Origin of the sequence: Salinicoccus luteus DSM 17002, assembly GCF_000712035.1 — a bacterium.
Taxonomy (GTDB): Bacteria; Bacillota; Bacilli; order Staphylococcales; family Salinicoccaceae; genus Salinicoccus; species Salinicoccus luteus.
Window position 1 is genome coordinate 271,096 of the sequence record NZ_JONV01000008.1, and the last position, 22,561, is coordinate 293,656.

A 22,561-nucleotide genomic window follows, 5' to 3' on the forward strand; every position below is an offset into this window, starting at 1 on the left:
CCATGAAGAAAAAACATATAGTATCGCTGTTGTCTCTAATGCTCCTTCTGGCAGCGTGCGGCTCTGAGGAGGCCGTGCAGCAGAACCAGGATCAGGGGGAACGCGATGGCGAAGTGGAAACGGTGCCGGTGGAAGAGCAGGAGGAGATGGTGACTTCGAGCGATGAAGTGGAACACTATCGCACAGTCATCCCCTACGAACTTTCACCATCCCGCGGACTCACCAGTTCCAACATGGTGTCGAACTACAACATTGAAGCATTCGAAAAGGGCCTTTTTGAGTTGAGCAAAGGATCATTCAGCCCGGACGAATATGTATTCCGGGAGGGACAGGTGTTCACAGAAGAGATGGTACGCGGCTATCTTGGCCGCAGCTACACTGTGGAAGAGATCGAGGAGATGTCCGAGGAGGAGAAGGCACAGAACAATGCATTCAGCAACCTTGGGCTCAACCCTTCGGTTGAGGGGGAAACAGATCCGGAAGTGATTGCCGAGGAGGCACCGCTGTACCTGTCCCATATACTGGAACAGAACTATATGGTGCAGACCGAAGATGAAGAGGCGCTTGAATTCGGTGGGATGACGATCGGGCTGGCGATGAACAGTGAATACCAGTATCAGAAAGAGCAGTATGGACCGACATTCACAAGAGCGCTCGATCCGGAGAAAGTCAGGCAGGAAGGGGAGCAGATGGCCGAGGAAATTCTTGAGCGCATACGGGCCAATGAAGACTACAGGGACATGAGGATCGTTTTCGGCATTTTCATACAGTCCACCGACACGGCCATCACTCCAGGCAACTTCGTATCGACAGCAGTAGTGGAAGGCGGGGAGGACGAAATATCGAGCTTCCAGCAGGTCAATGAGAACTATGTGCTCCTCCCTTCTTCTGATGCGAGTGCAATCAGTGAAGAGATCAACAGTGAATACCAGAACTTCAACAGGAAATTGGAATCATACTTCGACAGTTTCACGACTTCAATCGGCCACGGATACTTCGTGGATGGGACACTTGAGCAGCTTACGATAGAGATTCCCCTGGAGTACAGCAGCAGGGGCGAGGTCATCGGCCTGACACAGTATGTCAGGAACCTCGTGTCTGAGCATTTCAGGAACATTGAGGTCGAGGTTTCAATCGAAGATAAGAACCAGTCATACGCATTGATCACCAAAGACGAGGAAGAGGAGATCAGCGTGCACATCTACGACTAGCATCGACAAAAAAGGAGCATCCCTCGATGGGATGCTCCTTTTCATATGATCTTATCTGCGCTGCTTAAGGATATTTGTCGTTTCATCAAATTCGGCTTCCATCTCTTTGGAGATGCCCGTACCTTGGGTCATCTTACTTACAATGATTGCTGCAAGCGTGGATACGATGACACCAGGGATGATTTCGTAAAGGCCGGTACCGAAAGTGCCTGCTGCAATCCAGATGATTACAGTGGCGGCACCACCGACGATCGCTGCAACTGCACCTGCCCGTGTCAGGCCTTTCCAATGAAGTGAAAGGACGACGAGCGGTCCGAATGCTGCACCGAATCCGGCCCAAGCATTGGCGACGATGTTGAGGATGACGGATTCATCATCCCATGCAATGATGATTGCCACAATTGCGACGAGTACGACGGACAGACGTCCAAGAAGCACGAAGTGCTTGTCGAGTTCTTCCTTTGATTTCGTCTCTTTACCAACCGTCTTGCGGCGCATGATCTTATAGAAGTCCTGCACCAGTGAACTGGAAGTAACGAGAAGCTGTGAAGAAATCGTACTCATGATTGCGGCAAGAATTGCTGCCAGGAAGAATCCACCGATCAACGGATGGAAGAGCACCTGGCTCATGAGAATAAGGATTGTCTCAGGGTCCGACACATCGTTGGCTGTCGCATCAGTGAATGCGATACCGAGAAGACCAGTCAGACATGCACCAACGAGAGCGATGGACATCCAGATGATGCCGATGCGACGGGCATTCGGGATGAGCTTGTGGGATCTGATGGACATGAAACGCACGATGATGTGCGGCTGTCCAAAGTAGCCAAAGCCCCAGGCCAGGTTGCTCAGTATGGTGATGATTGAAACCCCGCTGATGAATGACAGATAGTTGACATCTGCCAGGCCACCGAGTTCCTCGATTCTGACGAAAGGCTCGACGCCCTGTCCTGTAAGGTTCAACCATGCCACGATTGGAATCAGTACGATTGCGATGAACATGATTGTACCCTGGAAGAAGTCGGTCAGACTGACTGCCAGATATCCCCCAACGAACGTATAGATGACGACCACACCAGCGGTGACGAAGAGTCCCCAGTGGTAAGGCAGGTCAAATGCACTTTGGAAAAGCTTTCCGCCGGATACCATTCCACTCGCTGTGTAGACTGCAAAGAATATTACAATGACGAGACCAGAAACGATCTTCAGTATGTGGCGGTTATCTTTGAAACGATTTTCGAAAAAGTCCGGAAGCGTGATTGAGTCTTCGGAAACCTCCGAATAGACACGCAGCCTCGGTGCGACCACCCAGTAGTTGATGTATGCCCCTATTGTGAGACCAATGGCGATCCAGATGCTGGATAGACCTACGCTGTACATGCTGCCTGGCAGACCCATGAGCATCCAACCGCTCATGTCCGATGCACCTGCGGACAGTGCAGTAACCCAAGGACCGATGTTACGGCCTCCGAGCATGTAACCGCTCAGGTCCGATGTTGATTGTTTATAGGCATACAGCCCTATAATAATCAGAACGATGAAGTACAGTGCCATCATTATGTACTCCTGCCATCCAGCCGTGAATGTAAATTGTGCTGAATTCAGTATCATTTTTTATCTCCTCCCCTTAGACACAATACAAAACCTGGACTTGCATTGCAAATTGATTTCGTGAAATTACGGTCCTGAAACGGACTCAACCCCCGTGGCGAAGGGAATTTCCCAGGTATAAATTTACACGGTTTAATTATACTATAGAGGCAACACATTAAAAAGAATATTTAGAAAATAAAGAAAACAATTTTACACTATTTTTCCATTTTTACAGTAATGAACCGTAAAAAGGCGGATGGAATAGATTTTTAGGACAATGTTTGATAAAATTTATATGTTCTTTATTAGAAATGGAGGGAACAGGATGTCTGAGATTAATCTGGATACGGTAAAACACGTGGCAAATCTTGCACGTATCGAAATACAAGATGAGAAGGCGGCAGAAGCTTTCACGAAGGAACTGGACAAGATTGTGGACTACGCGCACCTTCTCGACGAAGTGGATCTTGGTGAGACGGAACCAATGTTCCATGCACTGGACCTGACGAATGTCATGCGTGACGATACACCGAGTGAACCTTTGTCACAGGATGAAGCGATGAGCAATGCCAAATCTACAAAAGACGGCCACTTCAAAGTGCCAAAAATGTTATAAGGAGGGCTAGTGTGAACATTCATGAAATGACAGTGGAGACACTGTATGAAAAGATACAATCCAAAGAAATCAAACCTTCTGAAGTGATGGGTGCGCTATTCGATAGAATCGAGGCGTCTGATGAGACAATCGGTTCTTTTTTGTTTGTCAATAAAGAGGATGCGATGAAGCAGGCTGAAGCACTCGACCGTCTTCAGGCGGAAGATAGGATGGAAGGGCCGCTGTTCGGCATTCCGATGGGAATCAAGGACAACATCTGCACCAAGGATGTATTGACGACATGCGCAAGCCGCATGCTGGAAGACTTCAATCCGGTATATGATGCAACGGTCATGGAAAAGCTCAACGATGCGAATGCAGTCATGATGGGAAAACAGAACATGGATGAGTTTGCGATGGGAGGTTCCACAGAGAACTCCTACTTCAAAAAGACACGCAACCCATGGGATCTCAATGCCGTTCCGGGTGGTTCCTCGGGCGGTTCCGCAGCAGCAGTGGCGGCGGGTTTCGTGCCGTTCTCCCTGGGTTCCGATACAGGCGGCTCCGTGCGTCAGCCTGCAGCATTCTGTGGCGTCGTGGGCATGAAGCCGACATACGGACGTGTGTCCAGGTACGGCCTCGTCGCATTCGCCTCTTCCCTTGACCAGATCGGACCGATCACAAGGAATGTCAGGGACAATGCGAAGATCCTCGAACTGATTTCAGGTTCCCACACCAAGGATGCGACAAGCAAGCCGGGCATGGACAACCATTTCCTCGACGGCATCGACAAGGACCTTTCCGGCATGAAGATCGCCCTCCCGAAGGAATTCATCGGGGAAGGCATCAGCGACGAAGTGGAGGCATCCGTCAGGAAGGCGGCTGAAACATTCGAATCCCTCGGTGCGACAGTGGAGGAAGTATCCATTCCCCACACCAAATATGTGGTCAGTGCGTACTACCTGATCGCCTCCAGTGAAGCGAGTTCCAACCTTGCCCGCTTTGACGGCATACGCTACGGCTACAAGGCTGAAGGAACCGAAACACTAGAAGAGCACTACAAGAAGACGCGTGCAGAAGGGTTCGGTGAAGAAGTCAAACGCCGCATACTCCTCGGAACATTCGTACTCAGTGCCGGCCACTACGATCAGCACTACATCCGTGCCCAGAAGCTGCGCGGTGTCATAGAGCGTGAGATGAAGGATCTCTTCAATGAATATGATCTGATCATCGGTCCAACAACGCCGACGCCTGCATATGATCTCGGAGAGAAGTCCGACGATCAGCTGGAGATGTACAAGGATGACATCCTGACCATCCCGGCAAACCTGACAGGAATGCCGGCACTTTCCATCCCGAGTGGCCTGAGTGCATCCGGCCGTCCAATCGGGCTGCAGCTCATAGGAAATCACTTTGATGAGAAGAAAATATATAATGCGGCATTGAAATTCGAAGAACAGTTCAATCTTCAAGAAGAACTGAAGTCGCTGCAACTGGAGGTGCAATAATGCATTTTGAAACGGTCATTGGACTGGAAGTCCACGTTGAACTTAAAACGAACACGAAAATGTTCTCGGATGCACCTGCACACTTTGGTGCTGAACCGAACACGAACTTGAGCGTCATCGACCTTGCCTACCCGGGTACATTGCCCGTTCCGAACAAGGAAGCGGTCAACTTCGGCATGAAGGCGGCGATGGCACTCAATATGGATATTGCGGACGTGACGAAATTCGACAGGAAGAACTATTTCTACCCGGACAACCCGAAAGCATACCAGATTTCACAGTTCGACCAGCCGATCGGTGAGAATGGCTGGATAGAAATCGAAGTGGGCGGGGAGACAAGGCGCATCGGCATCACCCGCCTGCACCTCGAAGAGGATGCCGGAAAGTCGACCCATAAGGATGACCATTCACTGGTCGACCTGAACCGTCAGGGGACACCGCTTGTCGAAATCGTTTCCGAGCCGGACATCAGGACGCCTGAGGAGGCGTATGCCTATCTCGAGAAGCTGAAGGCAATCATTCAATACACCGGCGTTTCCGACTGCAAGATGGAGGAGGGGTCACTCCGCTGTGATGCCAACATCTCCCTGAGACCGTATGGCCAGGAGGAATTCGGCACAAAGACGGAGCTGAAGAACCTGAACTCCTTCAACTATGTCAGAAAAGGGCTGGAGTTCGAAGAGAAGCGCCAGGAGAAAGTGCTGATGAAAGGCGGGGAGATTCCCCAGGAGACGCGCCGCTTCGATGAAAAGAGCGGGGAGACCATCCTCATGCGTGTCAAGGAGGGGTCCGATGACTACAGGTACTTCCCGGAACCGGACCTTGTGGAAATCCACATCGACCAGGAATGGAAGGACAGGATCAAGGAAAGCATCCCGCTCCTGCCTGATGCCCTGAAGGAGAAGTATGTGAATGAATATGGCCTTCCTGCCTATGATGCCCATGTGCTCACGCTCAAGAAGGAGACTTCCGACTTCTTCAACGAGATGGTGGAGTCGCATCAGACGGACGTGAAGCTCGCCTCCAACTGGCTGATGGGCGGGGTGAATGAATACCTCAACAAGCAGCAGGTGGAACTCGGTGAGACGGCACTCACGCCGGAAAACCTGTCCGACATGATCAAACTGATCGAGGATGGCACGATTTCAAGCAAACAGGCGAAAAAGGTCTTCAACGTACTCGTCGAAAAAGGCGGGGATGCGAAGAAGGTCGTCAAGGACCTCGGCATGGAACAGATCTCCGACCCGGCAGTACTCACCGGCATGGTGACGGAAGTGCTGGATGCCAACCCGCAGTCGATCGAAGACTTCAAAAACGGGAAGGACCGTGCAATCGGCTTCCTCGTCGGCCAGATTATGAAGAAATCAAAAGGCCAGGCGAATCCGAAGATGGTCAACCAGATACTGCTTGAAGAGATCGACAAGAGATAGAATCATTCATTTCAGCAATTTAAAAAACCTTGGGTGCAGCCACCCAAGGTTTTTCTATTCGGTCATATATTCATGGATATTCTGCGCGATGCGCGCTTCAACCGGTGCTGTCAGCATCTCCGAATCGTAGTCGTAGTACGCGTCTTCGACCTCGATGCCCCGGTTGTCGATGTAGTAGTAGTCATTCTGCGGGAAATATTCCGCTTCCTCTTCTAGGACCTGGGCAAGATTTTCATGCTGGTGGGCGTCGGGATTCCCCAGCAGGTAGACGACCTTGCCTGCATCATATAGGTTCATATATGCATTCTCCAGACGGTCGGCATCCCGCTCAGGCAGCACCTCCCGGTTATAGTCGCTGATCTGCAGGGCATCGATGATGACAGCATCACTGTTTTCACTCACTGTCAGCGTCTCCAGTTCAGGGGATGCGGAATCGAGGTCGATCCGGTTGAACTCGATGTGGCTGGTGCCGAATTGCTGTGACAGCACATTGATGAAGTCCCCGGTGTAGTATGAAGGGACGACCACATCGATGATTACGGGCTCATTCTCTGCGACTGCCGCTTCATGGATTTCGTTCAGCGCCTCCTGACTGAATGAGACGGTTTCGCTGCTGTCGGTAGTGGGCTCCTCGGCTGGTTCGGCCGCTTCCTCAGCGGACGCTTCTTCGGATGGTGGTTCATCGGTTGCTGTTGATGCAGATTCGCCTGCGATGGATGCGTTCTCCCCTGCACCCTGATTCATACCGAAATTCATGTATATTCCGATGCCGAAGATGATGATGAGTATGGTTATCAGTGCTTTTTTCATGATGCCCTCCTTTAATGTCTGCACATACTGTACGTCAAATGTGATATAATGTTGAAAATTAAATTTTTCAAATTTATTATACACAAAATACTTAATGAATGACACATTTAGGATGATTATTGATGACTACAACTACTGTATACAAGAAGGCATCGGAATGCTATATCCAGGCATCACTGGATATCCTGAACCACTTCAGGACGAGTGTGAAGGAGATCCACCATGTCGGGTCCACGAGCATCCAGAGGATGGATCTGCCCGGGGAAGTCGATGTCCTATTATTGATGAAATATGAAGAAAATATAAATATGCTGGCAAACGGTATGGTCCAGGAGGGGTATGACAAAGTGAGCGGCTTTTCTTCCGACTATATCGAAGAGGTCGTCCTGCGTGACAATCAGGACGATTTCGAGGTGAATTTCATTCTGATGCATCATGAATCGGAAAGAAAGGACGAAATCCTCTACTGCAGGGACTGCCTCAATGAGAATGAACGGTATATCGAACAGTTCCGCAAGCTTAAAAAGGCCTATCTGGAGCAGAGGATGGACCAGGCGGAGTACGAGCTGAGAAAAGCCGGGCTGTTCAATGCGATCATGGACCGGGAGGGGGACATGGATATTGTATAGGTTCCTCTTTATTCTGAACTGTGTGCTGATTGCATTGATGATCCTTGTTTCCACGACCGGGTACTGGACACTGATCCGGACACTTCAGGTCGTCGTTTTTTTATTGAGTGTCTATCTGTTCTATTCATATACAAAACACAACAATAGGAGAAAGAAATGAAAACTGCGAGAATTATCTACAATCCCACTTCGGGACGGGAAGCATTCAAGGAATCGCTGGCAGAAGTGCTGGAGCGTCTGGAGGTCAATGGCTATATCACAAGTACACACGCTACGACGTGTGTTGGTGATGCGACCCGCGCTGCAGCAAAGGCATGTGAGCTTGGATTCGACCTGATTGTTGCGGCAGGCGGCGACGGTACTGTGAATGAAGTGGTCAATGGCATGGCCACATATGACAAAAGACCGGCGCTCGGCATCATTCCGATGGGGACGGTGAATGATTTTGCGAAAGCACTCCACATCCCGCCTACGATACGTGAAGCTTTGGAAACAATCATAAGCGGCCAGTCCGCCCGCATCGACATCGGCCTCATGAACAGCAAGTACTTCATCAATATTGCAGGGGGCGGGAAGATTACAGAAGTATCCTATGAAGCCCCAAGCAAGCTGAAGTCCATCATCGGTCCTCTGGCGTATTACGTAAAGGGGATAGAGATGCTGCCGAAAATCAGAAGCAGCAACGTGAAGATAGAATATGATGGCAAGGTATTCGAAGGAAAGGTGATGCTGTTCCTGCTCGGATTGACGAATTCCATCGGCGGCTTCGAAAAGCTTGTGCCCGACGCACGGCTGAATGATGGGAAGTTCACATTGATCATCGTTGAAGAGGCGAGCATTGCGGAAATCGGCCACATCATGACCCTGGCGACACGGGGAGAGCACCTGAAGCATCCTAAAGTACATTTCTTCAAGGCGGAGGAAGTGAACATCTCTTCGTTTGAAGAGGTCCAGCTCAACCTGGATGGGGAGTTCGGGGGCATCCTGCCCGCCCACTTCACCAATTTGAAGGAGCATCTGGAAATCCGGGTGCCAGTGGCATTCTATGACCAGCATATCGCGGGGCAGGAAGAGATCTGAGAATATTTCATTCCGATTACTTTTTCGTTACTTCCGCTTTGGATCATCAGGAGTGGGTAGAAGGATATGCCAAGTGCTTTGCACGTGCGAAAATAATCAAAGTCTTATAAAGAGAGGTTCATTTCATGTTTGGCATACCCGACCTGATATCACTCATCATTTCCGCATTCATCATACTGCCCGTCGTCGTCATTCTGAGGGAGACGGGGTATGTGGTCGCCGGCTTCATCTTCGGTGCGAAGAACAGCCGTCTGACGCTGGGTTCAGGCCCCAGACTATTCAAGATAGGGGTATTGGATGTCCGCAAGCACTACCATCTGTACAGCTGGTTCTCCTATGATGAACTGACGAACCAGAGCAGGTTCGCGTACGTCATGGTCTATGCGAGCCCGATCCTGGTCAATGCGATACTCGGCCTCACCATCAATGCACTGCTTGCGAATGGCTATATGGAGGAGCAGGCGACCTTCTGGAACCGGTTCATCTTCTATATATTCTATTTCGTCCTGTTTGATGCCGTACCGATGAAGACGGTGAACGGTATGCCGAACAACGGGCTGCTGATCTATGAGATGATCCGCTACGGCAAGCGGACCGACCACAACAAGGAACCGTTCCTGCCATCTACGTCCGAGGTGGAACAGGAGTATCAGGAAGAGATGCAGGAGCTGGAGGAGGAAGTCGAAGAGGAGAAGCAGGAGCGCAGGGAAGAGGAAGAGAAGAAGGAACGGGCAAGGGAAAAGGCCCAAAAAGAAAAGGAAGAGCGCAAGGAAGCGGAAAAAGAAAGCTGAATGGTCCAGTTCAAGTGGACCATCCAGCTTTCTTTTTGGCTAATCATATTCAGGGTTCTTATGGGACGGATACAGGCTCAGTCCGCCATCCGCCACGATCGACTGTCCGGTGATGTATACGGACTGTTCGGAAGCCATGAAGGCTGCGATGTTGGCAATGTGCTCAGGTTCTGCAACATAGCCGATGGGAACGAAGTCATCGGCACCTTCCTTCTCTTCCGGTGTGGAGAAGAAGTCTTTGTTTATCGGTGTATTGACGCTGCCCGGAGCGATGTTGTTGACCCGTATGCCGAGCCCGGAATATTCGAGGGCGAGTGACTGCGTCAGCAGCTTTACGCCACCCTTGCTTGCGGTGTAGTGGGCATAGTGCGGCCAAGGGATGATTTCATGGACACTTGAGATGTTGATGATGCTGCCTTTCTTGTCCGTATCCAGGTAGTGCTTCAAAGCTTCGCGGGCACCGATGAATGTGCCCCGGAGATTCGTATTGATGACCTTGTCGAATTCATCGACCGAGAGCTCGTGGCTTGGCACATCGTTCTGGATGCCCGCATTATTGACCATGACATCGAGCCCGCCGAACTTTTCAATCGTCTGTTTCACTGCATCGACGACCTCCTGCTCCTCTGTGACATCACACTTCATCGTCGCCACGGACTCTGTGCCGCCATCATTCAGTGCATCGACGATCTCATTCGCTTCATCGTCCCCGCTATGGTAAGTAAACATTACATTCATGCCCTCTTCATGATATCTCTCGACGATCGCCTTGCCGATTCCGCTCGATCCGCCTGTAACCAGTGCTGTCTTGCCTTTCAGGTCTTCATACATAAATTCACCACTCCCATTAGATTTTCTTTACTATGTATACCCGAAATTTTCCGCTTCAAGCCTAAAGGAGGGATGCATTTGATATAATGGAATGAACTAATGAATCAGAGGTGGCTTATGAAACTGACGATATTTGCAACAACAGACATACATGGCGCATTCTATCCATATGACTATTTTGACGGCTCGGAGAAATCGTCTAGCCTGCTTCATCTGCAGTCGCACATTAAAAGGTATCGGGCAGACCATCCTGAAGCGCTTGTTCTGACTGTAGATAACGGGGACATGCTGCAGGGGGATGTCTGGAGCGACTATGACTACAGGCACAGGGATGGTGAAGATCCGCTTTTTGCACCGCAGATGATTAATGAAGTCTATGATGTCATCGGCGTCGGCAACCATGAATTCAACTTCGGGCTCGACTACCTCGAGACCGTCTACAGTCAGGTCGGGACAGAAATCATCAATGCAAATGTGGACTTCAGGCAGCACCCTCTAAAAGACCACATCACACCCTATGTGATTGTTGAAGCGGAGACGCCGCACGGGCCGCTGAAGATAGGCTTTTTGAGTGTCGTGCCCACACAGATCATGAAGTGGGATGCCTTCCACCTTGAAGGGCAGGTCACTGTCGACGATATGCGCCTGACCGTCGAGAGGATTGCCGAAGAAGTGAAGGCGCAGGGGGCGGACATCATCATTCTGCTGTCCCATTCCGGCATGAGCAAGGATCCGGAGCATGTCAGAAGCTATGGTGAAAACCAGACATTCCTCATGACCATGATCCGCGATATCGACGGCATCGTATTCGGGCATACCCACGAATTCTTCCCCGACCCCGATTTTGAAGCGGAAATAGACAATATCGACTTCAGGCGGGGGGCGGTGAACGGCAAACCGATGGTTCAGCCGGGTGTTTCTGCGAGCCATCTCGGCCAGCTTACATTCGAACTTGAATATGATGGGGGATGGCACATCAGGGATGCCGGGGCACAGCTCATTGCAGCCCACTCCATAGAGATGGATGCATCGCTGAAGGCCCGCTATCTCCCGATGCACCAGAAGGTGCTCGACTACCTATCGGAGCCGATCGGTCATATAGAAGAGACGTGGCACACCTATTTTTCCAGGGTGGTGCCGTCGAAAGCCGTGCAGGCGGTTGCTGAAGCGGGAAAAAAGTATGCCTTGGAACTGATGGACAGGGGAGAGGTTGAAGCATTGCCGGTACTCGGCTTCAATGCAGCCACCAAGGCGGGGCGGGATGGCGCCCATGACTTCACCGTGATTGAAGCGGGGGAGGTCACACTGTCCTCAGCCATCGACCTCTACAAGCACACCAATACGATGGTGCTCATCAAGGTCGACGGCCGGATATTGAAGGAATGGCTGGAATGGAGCGCCTCCCAGTTCAACCAGCCTGCTGAAAGCGATGATCTGCTGAAGCCGAACAGTTCAAAAAACGGCTTTCCAAGCTACAACTTCGATACATTCTTCGACCTTGAGTATACTTTCGATATTTCACAGCCACCAAAGTACAGCGGTAAGGCGAAAAAGCTCAATGATTCAGAACGGGTCGTCGAAATGATGTATAATGGAAAACCTGTCCGGCCGGATGACTGCTTCATCGTGCCGGCGAACAACTACAGGGCCGCCTATACTTCATTTTTAAGGAAAGCGGAGGTCGTGCATGAATCACAGCAGAGTGTACGGGATATCGTGACGGAGTACATGATGGAAGGCCCCGACTTCGAGTACAAGAATCCGATGACCATCATCCCCAGCGGGAGATACAGAATGAAAACCGCCACGAAGGCGAAAGAATATATTCAGAATGACAGCAACATCCGCCACCTGGAGATAATCGGGGACGGATTCAGCTGGTACGAAATCGATCTGACCAAGGAGGAAGGACATGACCCCAGTCAAGAAGAATGACTATTTGACCGCAACCGTTGAAGACTATACACATGAAGGGCAGGGAGTCGTCAAAGTGGACGGCTATCCGATCTTCATCCCCAATGTACTGAAGGGGGAGGAGATAGAGTTCAAGGTGCTGAAGGTAAACCAGAAATTCGGCTTCGGTAAAAGCGAGAAGCTGCTCGCTCCTGCCACAAACCGCATTACGCCACCATGCCCGTACTACTATGAATGCGGCGGCTGTCAGATTCAGCCGCTGAACTACAAAGAGCAGCAGGCCTTCAAGAAGGGGACCGTGGACAAGAGCATCAACCGCATGGGCAGGCTCGACCGCGAGACCATGGATGTCATGGCGATGGAGAACCCATTCAACTACCGCAACAAATCGCAGATTCCCGTCCAGTTCAAGGATGGCAGGATCGAGATGGGATTCTACCGCCCGCGCAGCCACAACATCGTCGATATAGACAACTGCATCATACAGAAGGACATCCACAATAAACTGATGCTTTTCATAAAGGAACAGTTCAACCGGGAACACGTTTCCGTATATGATGAAGCACTGCACAAGGGACTTGTACGCCATGTCGTCATCCGGTCGAATCATGATGACAGTGAAGTGCAGGTGGCCTTCGTCACCAACGGCAAGAAGAACATCTTCTCAAACATCATCAACGAGATGATCGAAGCGTTCCCGATGGTCACCAGTGTCGTCCAGAACATCAATGACCAGAAGACCAATGTCATCTTCGGGGAGAGGACCATCACACTCCGCGGCAAGGATTACATCACCGACACGCTGCTTGGCAAGGACTTCCGCATCCGCGCAAAATCATTCTATCAGGTCAACCATGCCCAGACGGAAAAGCTGTACCAAAAGGCCATCGAAGTCGCCGACCTGAAAGGTGATGAAACCATCATCGATACGTACTGCGGCATCGGCACCATCGGTCTGTGCGCATCCGATAAAGCCAGGAAGATCATCGGCATCGAAGTCGTCCAATCCGCCGTGGAAGATGCGAAGGAGAATGCGAAGCTCAACGGTGTGGACAATGCGGAGTACCATCTCGGCAAATCCGAGCAGGTCATGAAGAAGCTCGTCAGCGAAGGGGTCAATCCCGACATCGTCTTTGTCGACCCGCCGAGAAAAGGGTGCCACCCAGAATTCCTCGAGTCGCTCGTCGAAGTGAAGCCCGAGAAGATCATCTATGTATCCTGCAACCCGAGTACCCTTCAGCGTGATCTGAAGTATCTGAACGCAGAAGGCTATGACATCAGTCCTGTCACACCCGTAGATATGTTTCCGCAGACGAACCATATCGAGAGTGTAGTGGGATTACATCGCAAAAAAACATTTTAAAAGGGATAGTTAATCTCGAAAGAATGTATTGAAAGGGGTATGATTTTGAAATTAGAGAAAGTAGTTCTAAAAAATTTTCGTAACTTTGCTGATGCGGAAATTACACTTAACTCAAAATCACTTATTATTGGAGCTAACGATGTAGGGAAAACTAACCTTATTGATGCTATAAGAATATTGCTAGATAAAAATTTATCTGAAAATGATCTTGAGCCAGCTGATGAAGATTTTTGTGCATTTAATAACTGTGATACTTTTGAAATATTACTGTACTTTGCTGAAATCGACGAAGATTGTATTTACGCAAAGTTAGGACAATACATTGATGATGATAATAATAGTATGTTTTTAAGTTACTATGCTACTAGAGACATTGAAAAAGGAGTTAGGGACTACACTATTAAAGCAGGCCCCTCTCTTGAATTACTTGAAGAACTGCAAGGTAGACATTATCTTAAAGTGCTAAATATGAAGTATATAAAGGCTAGCCGTAATGTAGACAATTTCTTAAAAAGCGAAAAAAACAAATTATTGGAAGCGTTAAAGAGTAATAGAACCGCTGAGCGGATTACTAGAGATAATGAAAAACTGGGTAAAGTTGTACAATTAATGAACAATGTTCAATCTGAAATAGATAGTCTTTCGTATATTCAATCAGCTGGTACACGAGTAAGTGATGAATTAAACAATCTTGCAGAGCACCATATTTCTCAAGAAATTAAGCTGGGAATTGATATTCCTAAAAACAATGATTTATTCAAAAAAGTACAGCTTCTCTCGTATGTTAATGAGCAATCCATACAAGTTGGTGGAGAAGGCAGGAAAAATCAGGCTTTTATTGCTTTGTGGTCAGCAATGAATCAATTACAATATAGCGAAGACCAATTAGATGAGGTGTCGATTTTTTGTATAGAAGAGCCGGAGGCGCATTTACATCCACATCAACAAAGAAAACTTTCTGAATATTTAGTGCATGATATCGATACACAAGTGTTATTAACAACACATGCTCCATCAATTGCAACAGATTTCAATCCTACGTCTATCGTTAGGTTGTACACTTCATTAGATAAATCAACAGTGGCTGCAAAAGGTGGAACTTCAGACGAAGTGGCCGAGAAAATAAAAAAGTTAGAGTTTAGACTAAATGTTATTTCTTCTGAAGTTTACTTTAGTGATTGTGTTTTATTGGTAGAAGGTTCATCAGAAGTTATCTTTTATAAAGCTCTAGCTCAACAATTGGGAATTGATTTGGATAAGTTGAACATAAGTATTTTATCTGTAGAAGGAGTGGGTTTTAAACGTTATATTGAACTTTTCGAAATATTGGATATTCCTTGGTTTGTGAGAACCGATAATGATTATTTTAAGGTCACTAGAAAGAAAAAAGAGCCAAAAGTAGTGTATAGACTTGCTGGAATTCAGAGAGCACTAGACTTTGCACATTTGAGAAAAGAGTTAAACCGAGAAGTTGATTTAAGTCATTTAGAACAAATAATACAAGCCACTGAAAGACATTTAACAGGGATCCCAACACCTACTGAGGAGCATCGAGAAAGCATGTATAAACAATATTATGATGAGCTAGTTAGTCATAATATTTATTTAGCCAAAATAGGTTTAGAGGAAGATTTGTATAACGCCTCTGCGGAGGTCTCTGAAAATATACGGGAATACTTTGAGATGGAAGATGAAGAGTATGAAGACGAAGAAGTCATTGAAGCTATGAAAAAGAAGAAGTCAACCTTTATGTTCCATTTTGTGCAAAACTATATAGAGTGTTTATCATATATTAAAGATGTACAACTAACTGACCCTTTATATAAGTGTAAAGAAAAAATCGAGGGGTTAAGACGTGTATAATCCAACAGAACAACAAAAGCAAATTTTGAATTGTAATGAAAACTGTGTTGTGGTAGCTGGACCGGGTAGTGGGAAGACCTCCACAATTGCTCAGAAAATCCTTAGAGTAACTGAGGATTTACATTGGTATGAAGGAGTAGCGGCAATTTCATTTACAAACAAAGCTAGTAATGAGTTAAGTCAAAAATCTCGTGATTTAGGTATCAATGTATTGAACTCATTTTTCGGAACTATTGACTCCTTTTATATTGGAAATATACTTATTCCATTTGGAAAACGTTTTTTTGGAACTCCACCGAAGGATATTGTTATTGACAAATTTGATGGTAATAAAGACGAATATGTGCAAGATATTCTAAGTAATGTAAATGAAGTGTTGGAACGATATCAGGAAATGGCAATTGAAAAGATAGAAGAGCAAAACTTTAAACTCATCGACGAAATTAAGTGTGAATATATAGAATTTATCTCTGGACAATTTCAAACGGGGTCATTTGATTTAAGGCTAGTTAGCTCAATTTCAAATGTAATATTTTTAAGCTCTAAATCTTGTCGAAACTACTTTAAATCGAGGTTTAAGTATTTGTTTATTGACGAATTCCAAGACTCTGAAAAAGACCAGTATGAATTGTTTTTGAGAATTTCGGAAATTGGAGTCAAATGTTGGGCAATAGGTGATGTCAATCAATCTATTTTTAGGTTTGCGAATAAAAGTGCTGATTTTTTAAGAGAACTGTTAACAAATGAAAATTTTAATAAATTACCTATGGATATTAATCATCGTTGTCATCCTTCAATTGATTTATATAGTAGAAAGTTATTGGGATATAAAGAGAAAGAGTCATTAGGAAATAGTCGCGTCTATAAAATTCATATCGACGGTACAGAGAGGGATATTGGGAATTGGTTTGAAAATCAAATTGAAGACATGAAACAAAAATTTGATATTAATAAAAATTCCTCTATCGGAGTTTTGGCAGCAAAAGATATTACGCTAGAGCAGTTTTTATACAACTTAGACATACCAAATAAATTTTACAAAAAAAATATTCTAGATCAAGATCAGACTTCATGCTCAGTATTATTGTCAAAACTAATAAGTTTAGTATTTGATAAGAACAAAACCGTGTATAATTTTGTGAATAATTATTTTGATAGAGAGAACAAAAAACAAAATCTTTTAATCAAAAAAATGACAAGATTAGTCAAGATTTTTAAGCAAAAATTGAGTGAATATTACAATAGAGATAGGGTTGAATATAAAGAGCTAATCGAAATATTTAGTGAAATAGCTACACATATATATCCGCATGCGGACATACACAGAGCAAAAGCTAACTTTGTACATTTGTTGAAAAATAAAGAGCTCTTATATGATTTTATTCCCGCAAGAGATAATGAAATCCAGTTAATGAACCTTCACAAATCAAAGGGCTTAGAATTTGATATTGTTATTCATTTGGATTTATATCAATTTATTTTGCCGAGTTATGATTGGATTGTGAAAAGGGACATAGAAGCTTATAAAGACTCTCTAAATTTACATTATGTTGGTGTAACCAGAGCTAAAAAAGCATTGTTTCTAACTACTAGCTCTAAAAGGTTTCAGACGAGTTCACAGTCCTTCATTAATGGAGAAACATCTGAATTTATGGTAGGTGAAATTGAAAATTACCAATCAAATTGGTGACTTACTTTAAGATAAACTAATGATTTTTTTAATAGCGATGACTTTAAAATTAAGCCAGGGCACATAAAAACGGTCACACATCGTACACTCAAACTGATTTTCTGACAAAAGAAATCATAGGAGTGATCATGCATGACCGCCACCCATATTATCACAGACTAACAAGTAATTATAGAAGCCTATTTCCATCAGAATATCCCAGTTTTAAAGATTGCGCGACAGATTGGCCGTGCTCTCTAGACAGTCCACAATGTTGTCTCATATTTCAGGGACGGACACACTGCGATGGACTATCATCGACGTTGTGGCTGGAAACAGCCTGGGCTGCCGGAAGACCAGCAGACATATGTCGAAGAAAAAGTGGCCGAAGGCTGGGCACCGGATGTCATCATCGGCCGATGAGATGGGCGAGTCAGCTGTTCAGACGCAATATCTCTGAAAGAACAAATGACTATCCGGCATTCAATGAAGAATTCGTTCATCTGGTATGGGATACTATTGTCGGTGTCCGTCATCAGAGTGCCGTCATCACGTTGATTGCACGGTTATCGAAAGTCATCATCACATTAAAGTTTGAAGGCCGGACGGCACAGACAATTGAGGCAGCCATCAACACAAGGTGTTATCAGATACCGAAAAATATTTTCAAATCCATCACTTTCGCCTATGGCAAGGATTTCTCCAACTGGCAGTCCATGAGCAACCGGAATGACCTGGCCATCTACTTTGCTGATCCGGGAACACCATCGCAACAAGGATTGAACGAGTATTTTAATGGACTGCTCAGAAAGGGTGAGCTACCCAAAAACATGGTTTTCAATACGGTCAATCAGATATTTGTCTCATCGGTCGCCGCCAGAAGAAACCACATCCCAAGAAAATCATTGAACTACCGGACACCATTGGAAGTCTTTTTGAGTTACATGGTTGAGAAAGAACTGTTTAGCTTATTTTGACAAACGAATTTTAATAAAAGTCAATACTTATCTAATTTTGAATCTTTTTTCCGTCCATGTACCCCCCTATTATTTCTCCGTGGTCTAACAGTAGCTTTGTAATATCCTAACAAGCAAAGTGGGAAGAGATTTTAGGAAAAATTAGGCCTAATATACCTTGTATATGACTCATGTTTAATCCATGGGCCAAATCGTTACATCCAACGCCTAAAAAGAGTAGATTTTATAGTAAGATTCTATAATTTGGTATAATAAAACTAGGAGTTGTGGACTTAAATAAGGGGGGCTTTAATGGGATTGTTTAGAAAACTGTTTTTTGGAAAAAAGGAAACAAAACGACAGAACAGAGAGAAGCAAAGTGAAGAAAATTACGAAATACGGGAACCGATTCAACCGATAAGCCCAAAGATTAATGAGGATTTTGATGTAGGCATATCTATATCTTCATCCCCTGTGGGAGTTTCAACTGGAAGTGCCGCAAAGGATTACTATGTGTATCATTGGTACCTTAAAGATACGGGTGAGATATTTTATGTGGGAAAAGGGCGTAAAGACAGATATAAAAGGTATCATGAACGAACCTATGAAGCTGAAAAAATCCGAAAAATGTATGACACGGATACTCGTTTTGTAAAAACGGATCTAACCGAAGAAGAAGCAATAGAATTAGAGTCTCAAGAAATGACACGAATCTTAAATGACACTAACCACCGATTAACCAATCGAATTACCCCCTTGATGACGAATAGGGGAAATGGGTACGATAGGAGTCCCAAAACACCCGAATTAGAATTTGAAACAGCTCCTTATCTTTACCCAAGTGAGATTGAAGAACATTACTTTGGAATAAAACCTAGAGCCTTTGATCAAGTGAAGTACAACAATCTAAAGAGGATAGTCTTCGATTATAGGAATATTCATCACACCAAAGCAATATATGGTGGAAATTTAGACAACTATCTAAGTGAAACAAAAGCCTTTTTAGAATTTAATGGAACTAAAATACTAAAAACCAAATATGCGAAATCTGTTACCGCTTGGATATATATCGGGGATGACTATATAACGAATTATGAATTAGAACAAAAGAAAGCATTGGAAAAGATTGGAAGAAACGTTCCAACGTATCATCTGATAGATGTGTGGAAGCTATTAAAAGAAAAGTTTGACGATATAGAAATCGAGTTGACAGAAGAAATTGAAATTCAACCAGTACATCATCGGGTTCTACTGAAAGATATACGGAATTTGCATGACTGGTCAAAGGGCTTTGATGAAGGCCATCCTTATTGGGAACAAGGTGATAAAGAGCGAAAGAAAGGAAACATCGAAAAAGCAATTGAGCTATTCGATAAATCTCGTTATAATGGCTATTCTGCTCCAGTCCTATATAAATCATATGCAATGGCTTATCGAAAATTAAAAGACTACGACAATGAAATTGCCATATTAGACGAAGCAATTGAACGATTAACAATAAATAACGAACCGCCTATTCACTTTAAAGAACGGCGAGAAAGAGCAATTGACTTAAAACAAAAAAGCAAGTAAATTGCCAAATAGAAAAGCACGGGTTTTGGTTTAATCATCTATGCTTGTTATAAGTACCCGTACTTGTATTTTTGCGAGACACAAAGAAACTGGAAAACTGTTATCACAAATCCGTGAAGAATATATGGAGAAAAAAGAAATGGATAAAAATGAGCTTTAAAACCAGTATATATTCCATATAGGCCCTGGATGCGGGGAAGTACTTTTTCCCATCTCCAGGTTTCTTTTTTCCGTAAGATTCCTCTCTTGATATGGAAGACTTAAGAGAGTAAAATTACTTATGTTCTTATAAGATGATGAATGATTGATGAGATATACCGTAATGAGAGGGATTGAATTTTGATATGAAAGATAATTTTTGGAAGGAACTGCCGCGCCCGTTCTTCGTGCTGGCGCCGATGGAGGAAGTGACGGATGTGGTCTTCCGTCATGTGGTGGCGGAAGCGGCACGTCCTGATGTGTTCTTCACAGAGTTCACCAATTCGGACAGCTACTGCCATCCGAAGGGCAGGCAGAGCGTCCAGGGGCGGCTGACCTTCACAGAAGATGAACAGCCGCTCGTGGCCCACATATGGGGGGACAAGCCGGAAAATTTCCGAGAAATGAGCATCGGTATGGCTGAAGCGGGATTCAAGGGCATCGACCTCAATATGGGATGTCCTGTCCCGAACGTCGCCGGAGACGGAAAGGGCAGCGGGCTCATCCAGCGTCCCGAAGTAGCGGCTGAGCTCATCGAAGCGGCGAAAGCGGGCGGTCTGCCGGTCAGTGTAAAGACGCGCCTCGGCTATACGGAGATCGATGAATGGAAGACATGGCTCAGGCATGTGCTGGAGCAGGATATTGCGAACCTGTCGATCCATCTGCGTACACGCAAGGAAATGAGCAAATACGATGCGCACTGGGAACTGATTCCTGAAATCAAGCAGCTGAGGAATGAAATCGCTCCGGAGACGCTGCTGACGATCAATGGAGATATACCGGATTATGAGACGGGCATGGCACTTGCCGAGAAATATGGCATTGATGGCGTCATGATCGGCCGGGGCATCTTCAAGAATCCGTTCGCCTTTGAGAAGGAACCAAAGAACCATACAAGCCGCGAACTCCTAGACCTTCTGAGGCTGCACCTTGATCTTCATGACGAGTACGCGCATCTCGGCCTCCGTAAATATACGGCACTCCACCGCTTCTTCAAGATATACATCAAAGGCTTCCGGGGCGCGAGTGCCCTACGGAATGCACTGATGCAGACGAAGGCGACGGACGAGGCACGGGAACTGATCGACCAGTTCGAGCAGAACCTGTCGGAAGAAGAGATGGAGACGCAGCACTCTTGACGAAGCGTGTTCCCCGGGCCAGTGGCTTAGTATCAAAAATACGATCAATATCGGAAGACTCAGGGCATCTGCCTTGAGTCTTCTTTTCGTACAACCTTAAGGAGTGACATCAGTTTGAATACATATAATATTGGTCTATATTTTTCTGGAATCTCATAAGATAATGAAAATATGGTAAAATGTAAATAAAATGAGAGTCGTGTTTCACTAGACTGAGTACGGAAGGAAGAATCACATGCAGAACCTTCAGAAGAAAAATAGCTGTCTGGAATAAATGCCACAGAATGAAACAGGGTGGGTACATGACAAAAGGACGAAGTGACAGTGGTCTGATCAGACCGTCGACTTTATCGAGGATCAAAGCGCTTTTCTTTGATTGGCTTTTCATATGTGGGTATCTGATTCTGCTGCTCATCCTCAATCTCATCACTTTTGCAGTTGTTCTGGATACATTCCCGGAATATACACACATGGAATCCCAACTTATTTCTACCTTCACCTCAGTGATTCCGATCATAATCATCTTTTCCTTCATGGAAGGGAAAGCACCCTTCGCCTCGTGGGGGAAGCGGAGATCGGGCATCAAAGTACACTATGGGGGTTCGCCCATAACGGGCGCCATCATCAGGAATACAATCAAGTTCCTGCCTTGGCAGCTTGGGCATATGAGTACGATTGATGGCATCTATCATGACTACACTACACCATCTTCAATGTTGTTTCTGACATTGTCTTTGGGACTCTTTCTCGTACTCATATTCATGGCCTTGGCGCGGGAGGACGGACGGCATCTGGGTGATCTATTGGCACGCAGCAGAGTGGCACATTACGGAAAGACTTTAGAATGAAGAAGAATATATATTGATAAGGATGATACTATGGCGATCAATTACTATCAATGTCCGGAATGTGAAGCACGGGAGACCCGGCGCATCTTAAGGGCGGATGCCCATTATGCGTCATACCAAAAATCGCGGATGCCCGACTATCGCTGCAACAGCTGTGGAAACGAATGGACGAGAGAGGAGTCCGTCGATTATTCATACAGGCGCATTAAAGTGCTCGAAGCGACAGTAGGCAGCCATTTCAGCGGTGATACGAAAGTGACCATCAATTTTGAAAGGAATCTTGTGAAGTGGGAGCATGGGCTTCTGACACCGATGGAGATCCATTATGCAAGGTTCGAGTCGTCTGAGATGGAGAGGATAAGAGATGAGTTGAAAGCGGTGAATCTCTTGAATTGGAAGCGGAGCTATCATGAGCCATATATACTGGACGGCACGCAGTGGGAGATCGTCGTCCACAAAAGCGGACGGAACCTCTATAAGAGCGGGAGCAACATGTTTCCCGAAGAATGGGAGGCATTCTGCAGACTCGTAAAGAAGGTCAGCAGCAAGGAATTCGGCTGA

19 protein-coding genes and 1 pseudogene are annotated in these 22,561 nt (G+C 46.0%); 17 read left to right on the forward strand and 3 right to left on the reverse strand.

The window, feature by feature from the left end:
* Positions 1–2 precede the first annotated feature (2 nt).
* Positions 3–1,211: a CamS family sex pheromone protein gene (locus tag BO53_RS0106175; RefSeq protein WP_031546612.1), complete on the forward strand. Its 1,209-nt coding sequence runs from the start codon at positions 3–5 to the stop codon at positions 1,209–1,211.
* A gap of 51 nt (positions 1,212–1,262) precedes the next feature.
* On the opposite strand, the gene putP is transcribed toward BO53_RS0106175, so the two are convergent.
* Positions 1,263–2,822 carry a sodium/proline symporter PutP gene (gene putP, locus BO53_RS0106180; protein ID WP_031546614.1) on the reverse strand — a complete coding sequence of 520 codons (1,560 nt, stop codon included), beginning with the start codon at positions 2,820–2,822 and terminating at the stop codon, positions 1,263–1,265.
* Positions 2,823–3,129: 307 nt separating this feature from the next.
* Between putP and gatC the strand changes: the two genes are divergently transcribed.
* The 3 genes from gatC to gatB are packed head-to-tail and all read left to right on the forward strand — an operon-like array spanning position 3,130 to position 6,337.
* Positions 3,130–3,420, forward strand: coding sequence for an Asp-tRNA(Asn)/Glu-tRNA(Gln) amidotransferase subunit GatC (gatC, locus tag BO53_RS0106185; protein WP_031546615.1), 291 nt, complete (start codon positions 3,130–3,132; stop codon positions 3,418–3,420).
* Between the two features lie 11 nt (positions 3,421–3,431).
* On the forward strand, positions 3,432–4,907 hold the full coding sequence (gene gatA / locus BO53_RS0106190; protein WP_031546616.1) for an Asp-tRNA(Asn)/Glu-tRNA(Gln) amidotransferase subunit GatA: 1,476 nt from the start codon (positions 3,432–3,434) through the stop codon (positions 4,905–4,907).
* Positions 4,907–6,337, forward strand: coding sequence for an Asp-tRNA(Asn)/Glu-tRNA(Gln) amidotransferase subunit GatB (gatB, locus tag BO53_RS0106195; protein ID WP_031546617.1), 1,431 nt, complete (start codon positions 4,907–4,909; stop codon positions 6,335–6,337). Before gatA ends, gatB begins: the two co-directional genes overlap by 1 nt.
* Positions 6,338–6,391: 54 nt before the next feature.
* Here gatB and BO53_RS0106200 read toward each other — a convergent pair whose 3' ends face one another.
* The gene (locus tag BO53_RS0106200; protein WP_031546618.1) at positions 6,392–7,147 is read right to left on the reverse strand and encodes a hypothetical protein; all 756 of its coding nucleotides are present in this window, start codon (positions 7,145–7,147) and stop codon (positions 6,392–6,394) included.
* Between the two features lie 122 nt (positions 7,148–7,269).
* Between BO53_RS0106200 and BO53_RS0106205 the strand changes: the two genes are divergently transcribed.
* From BO53_RS0106205 to BO53_RS0106220, 4 genes are all read left to right on the forward strand, one after another.
* Complete coding sequence (locus tag BO53_RS0106205; protein WP_031546619.1) at positions 7,270–7,776, forward strand: GrpB family protein; 507 nt, start codon at positions 7,270–7,272, stop codon at positions 7,774–7,776.
* On the forward strand, positions 7,769–7,936 hold the full coding sequence (locus BO53_RS14050; protein ID WP_169738731.1) for a hypothetical protein: 168 nt from the start codon (positions 7,769–7,771) through the stop codon (positions 7,934–7,936). Before BO53_RS0106205 ends, BO53_RS14050 begins: the two co-directional genes overlap by 8 nt.
* The gene (locus tag BO53_RS0106215) at positions 7,933–8,856 is read left to right on the forward strand and encodes a diacylglycerol kinase (protein WP_031546620.1); all 924 of its coding nucleotides are present in this window, start codon (positions 7,933–7,935) and stop codon (positions 8,854–8,856) included. The genes BO53_RS14050 and BO53_RS0106215 overlap by 4 nt, the downstream gene beginning before the upstream one ends.
* 125 nt (positions 8,857–8,981) lie before the next feature.
* Positions 8,982–9,647, forward strand: a complete 666-nt coding sequence (locus BO53_RS0106220; protein ID WP_037341841.1) for a hypothetical protein — start codon at positions 8,982–8,984, stop codon at positions 9,645–9,647.
* A 39-nt stretch (positions 9,648–9,686) separates the two neighbouring features.
* On the opposite strand, the gene BO53_RS0106225 is transcribed toward BO53_RS0106220, so the two are convergent.
* Complete coding sequence (locus BO53_RS0106225; protein ID WP_031546623.1) at positions 9,687–10,478, reverse strand: glucose 1-dehydrogenase; 792 nt, start codon at positions 10,476–10,478, stop codon at positions 9,687–9,689.
* A 117-nt stretch (positions 10,479–10,595) separates the two neighbouring features.
* Between BO53_RS0106225 and BO53_RS0106230 the strand changes: the two genes are divergently transcribed.
* The 9 genes and pseudogenes from BO53_RS0106230 (at position 10,596) to BO53_RS13565 (ending at position 22,561) form a co-directional block, all read left to right on the forward strand.
* Positions 10,596–12,413, forward strand: a complete 1,818-nt coding sequence (locus BO53_RS0106230; RefSeq protein WP_169738732.1) for a 5'-nucleotidase C-terminal domain-containing protein — start codon at positions 10,596–10,598, stop codon at positions 12,411–12,413.
* Positions 12,391–13,755 (forward strand): 23S rRNA (uracil(1939)-C(5))-methyltransferase RlmD, encoded by a 1,365-nt coding sequence (gene rlmD / locus BO53_RS0106235; RefSeq protein WP_031546625.1) that lies wholly within the window; start codon positions 12,391–12,393, stop codon positions 13,753–13,755. The genes BO53_RS0106230 and rlmD overlap by 23 nt, the downstream gene beginning before the upstream one ends.
* Positions 13,756–13,800: 45 nt before the next feature.
* Positions 13,801–15,618 carry an ATP-dependent nuclease gene (locus BO53_RS0106240; RefSeq protein ID WP_031546627.1) on the forward strand — a complete coding sequence of 606 codons (1,818 nt, stop codon included), beginning with the start codon at positions 13,801–13,803 and terminating at the stop codon, positions 15,616–15,618.
* Positions 15,611–17,308, forward strand: a complete 1,698-nt coding sequence (locus BO53_RS0106245; RefSeq protein WP_031546629.1) for a UvrD-helicase domain-containing protein — start codon at positions 15,611–15,613, stop codon at positions 17,306–17,308. The genes BO53_RS0106240 and BO53_RS0106245 overlap by 8 nt, the downstream gene beginning before the upstream one ends.
* A 168-nt stretch (positions 17,309–17,476) precedes the next feature.
* Positions 17,477–18,264: pseudogene (locus BO53_RS13355) on the forward strand (IS30 family transposase).
* Between the two features lie 291 nt (positions 18,265–18,555).
* On the forward strand, positions 18,556–19,815 hold the full coding sequence (locus BO53_RS0106255) for a GIY-YIG nuclease family protein (protein WP_031546631.1): 1,260 nt from the start codon (positions 18,556–18,558) through the stop codon (positions 19,813–19,815).
* 344 nt (positions 19,816–20,159) lie between these two features.
* Positions 20,160–21,152, forward strand: a complete 993-nt coding sequence (locus BO53_RS0106260; protein WP_031546632.1) for a tRNA dihydrouridine synthase — start codon at positions 20,160–20,162, stop codon at positions 21,150–21,152.
* A 302-nt stretch (positions 21,153–21,454) separates the two neighbouring features.
* The gene (locus BO53_RS0106265; RefSeq protein WP_031546633.1) at positions 21,455–22,000 is read left to right on the forward strand and encodes an RDD family protein; all 546 of its coding nucleotides are present in this window, start codon (positions 21,455–21,457) and stop codon (positions 21,998–22,000) included.
* A gap of 30 nt (positions 22,001–22,030) precedes the next feature.
* Complete coding sequence (locus BO53_RS13565) at positions 22,031–22,561, forward strand: hypothetical protein (protein ID WP_051683038.1); 531 nt, start codon at positions 22,031–22,033, stop codon at positions 22,559–22,561.

Coding starts and splice junctions, on each gene's coding strand:
- gatC (WP_031546615.1), top strand. CDS start 3,130: ATGTCTGAGATTAATCTGGATACGGTAAAACACGTGGCAAATCTTGCA.
- BO53_RS0106255 (WP_031546631.1), top strand. CDS start 18,556: ATGGGATTGTTTAGAAAACTGTTTTTTGGAAAAAAGGAAACAAAACGA.
- putP (WP_031546614.1), bottom strand. CDS start 2,822: ATGATACTGAATTCAGCACAATTTACATTCACGGCTGGATGGCAGGAG.
- BO53_RS0106230 (WP_169738732.1), top strand. CDS start 10,596: ATGAAACTGACGATATTTGCAACAACAGACATACATGGCGCATTCTAT.
- BO53_RS0106205 (WP_031546619.1), top strand. CDS start 7,270: ATGACTACAACTACTGTATACAAGAAGGCATCGGAATGCTATATCCAG.
- BO53_RS0106265 (WP_031546633.1), top strand. CDS start 21,455: ATGACAAAAGGACGAAGTGACAGTGGTCTGATCAGACCGTCGACTTTA.
- BO53_RS0106260 (WP_031546632.1), top strand. CDS start 20,160: ATGAAAGATAATTTTTGGAAGGAACTGCCGCGCCCGTTCTTCGTGCTG.
- BO53_RS0106225 (WP_031546623.1), bottom strand. CDS start 10,478: ATGTATGAAGACCTGAAAGGCAAGACAGCACTGGTTACAGGCGGATCG.
- BO53_RS13565 (WP_051683038.1), top strand. CDS start 22,031: ATGGCGATCAATTACTATCAATGTCCGGAATGTGAAGCACGGGAGACC.
- BO53_RS0106220 (WP_037341841.1), top strand. CDS start 8,982: ATGTTTGGCATACCCGACCTGATATCACTCATCATTTCCGCATTCATC.
- BO53_RS0106175 (WP_031546612.1), top strand. CDS start 3: ATGAAGAAAAAACATATAGTATCGCTGTTGTCTCTAATGCTCCTTCTG.
- BO53_RS0106200 (WP_031546618.1), bottom strand. CDS start 7,147: ATGAAAAAAGCACTGATAACCATACTCATCATCATCTTCGGCATCGGA.
- BO53_RS0106215 (WP_031546620.1), top strand. CDS start 7,933: ATGAAAACTGCGAGAATTATCTACAATCCCACTTCGGGACGGGAAGCA.
- rlmD (WP_031546625.1), top strand. CDS start 12,391: ATGACCCCAGTCAAGAAGAATGACTATTTGACCGCAACCGTTGAAGAC.
- gatB (WP_031546617.1), top strand. CDS start 4,907: ATGCATTTTGAAACGGTCATTGGACTGGAAGTCCACGTTGAACTTAAA.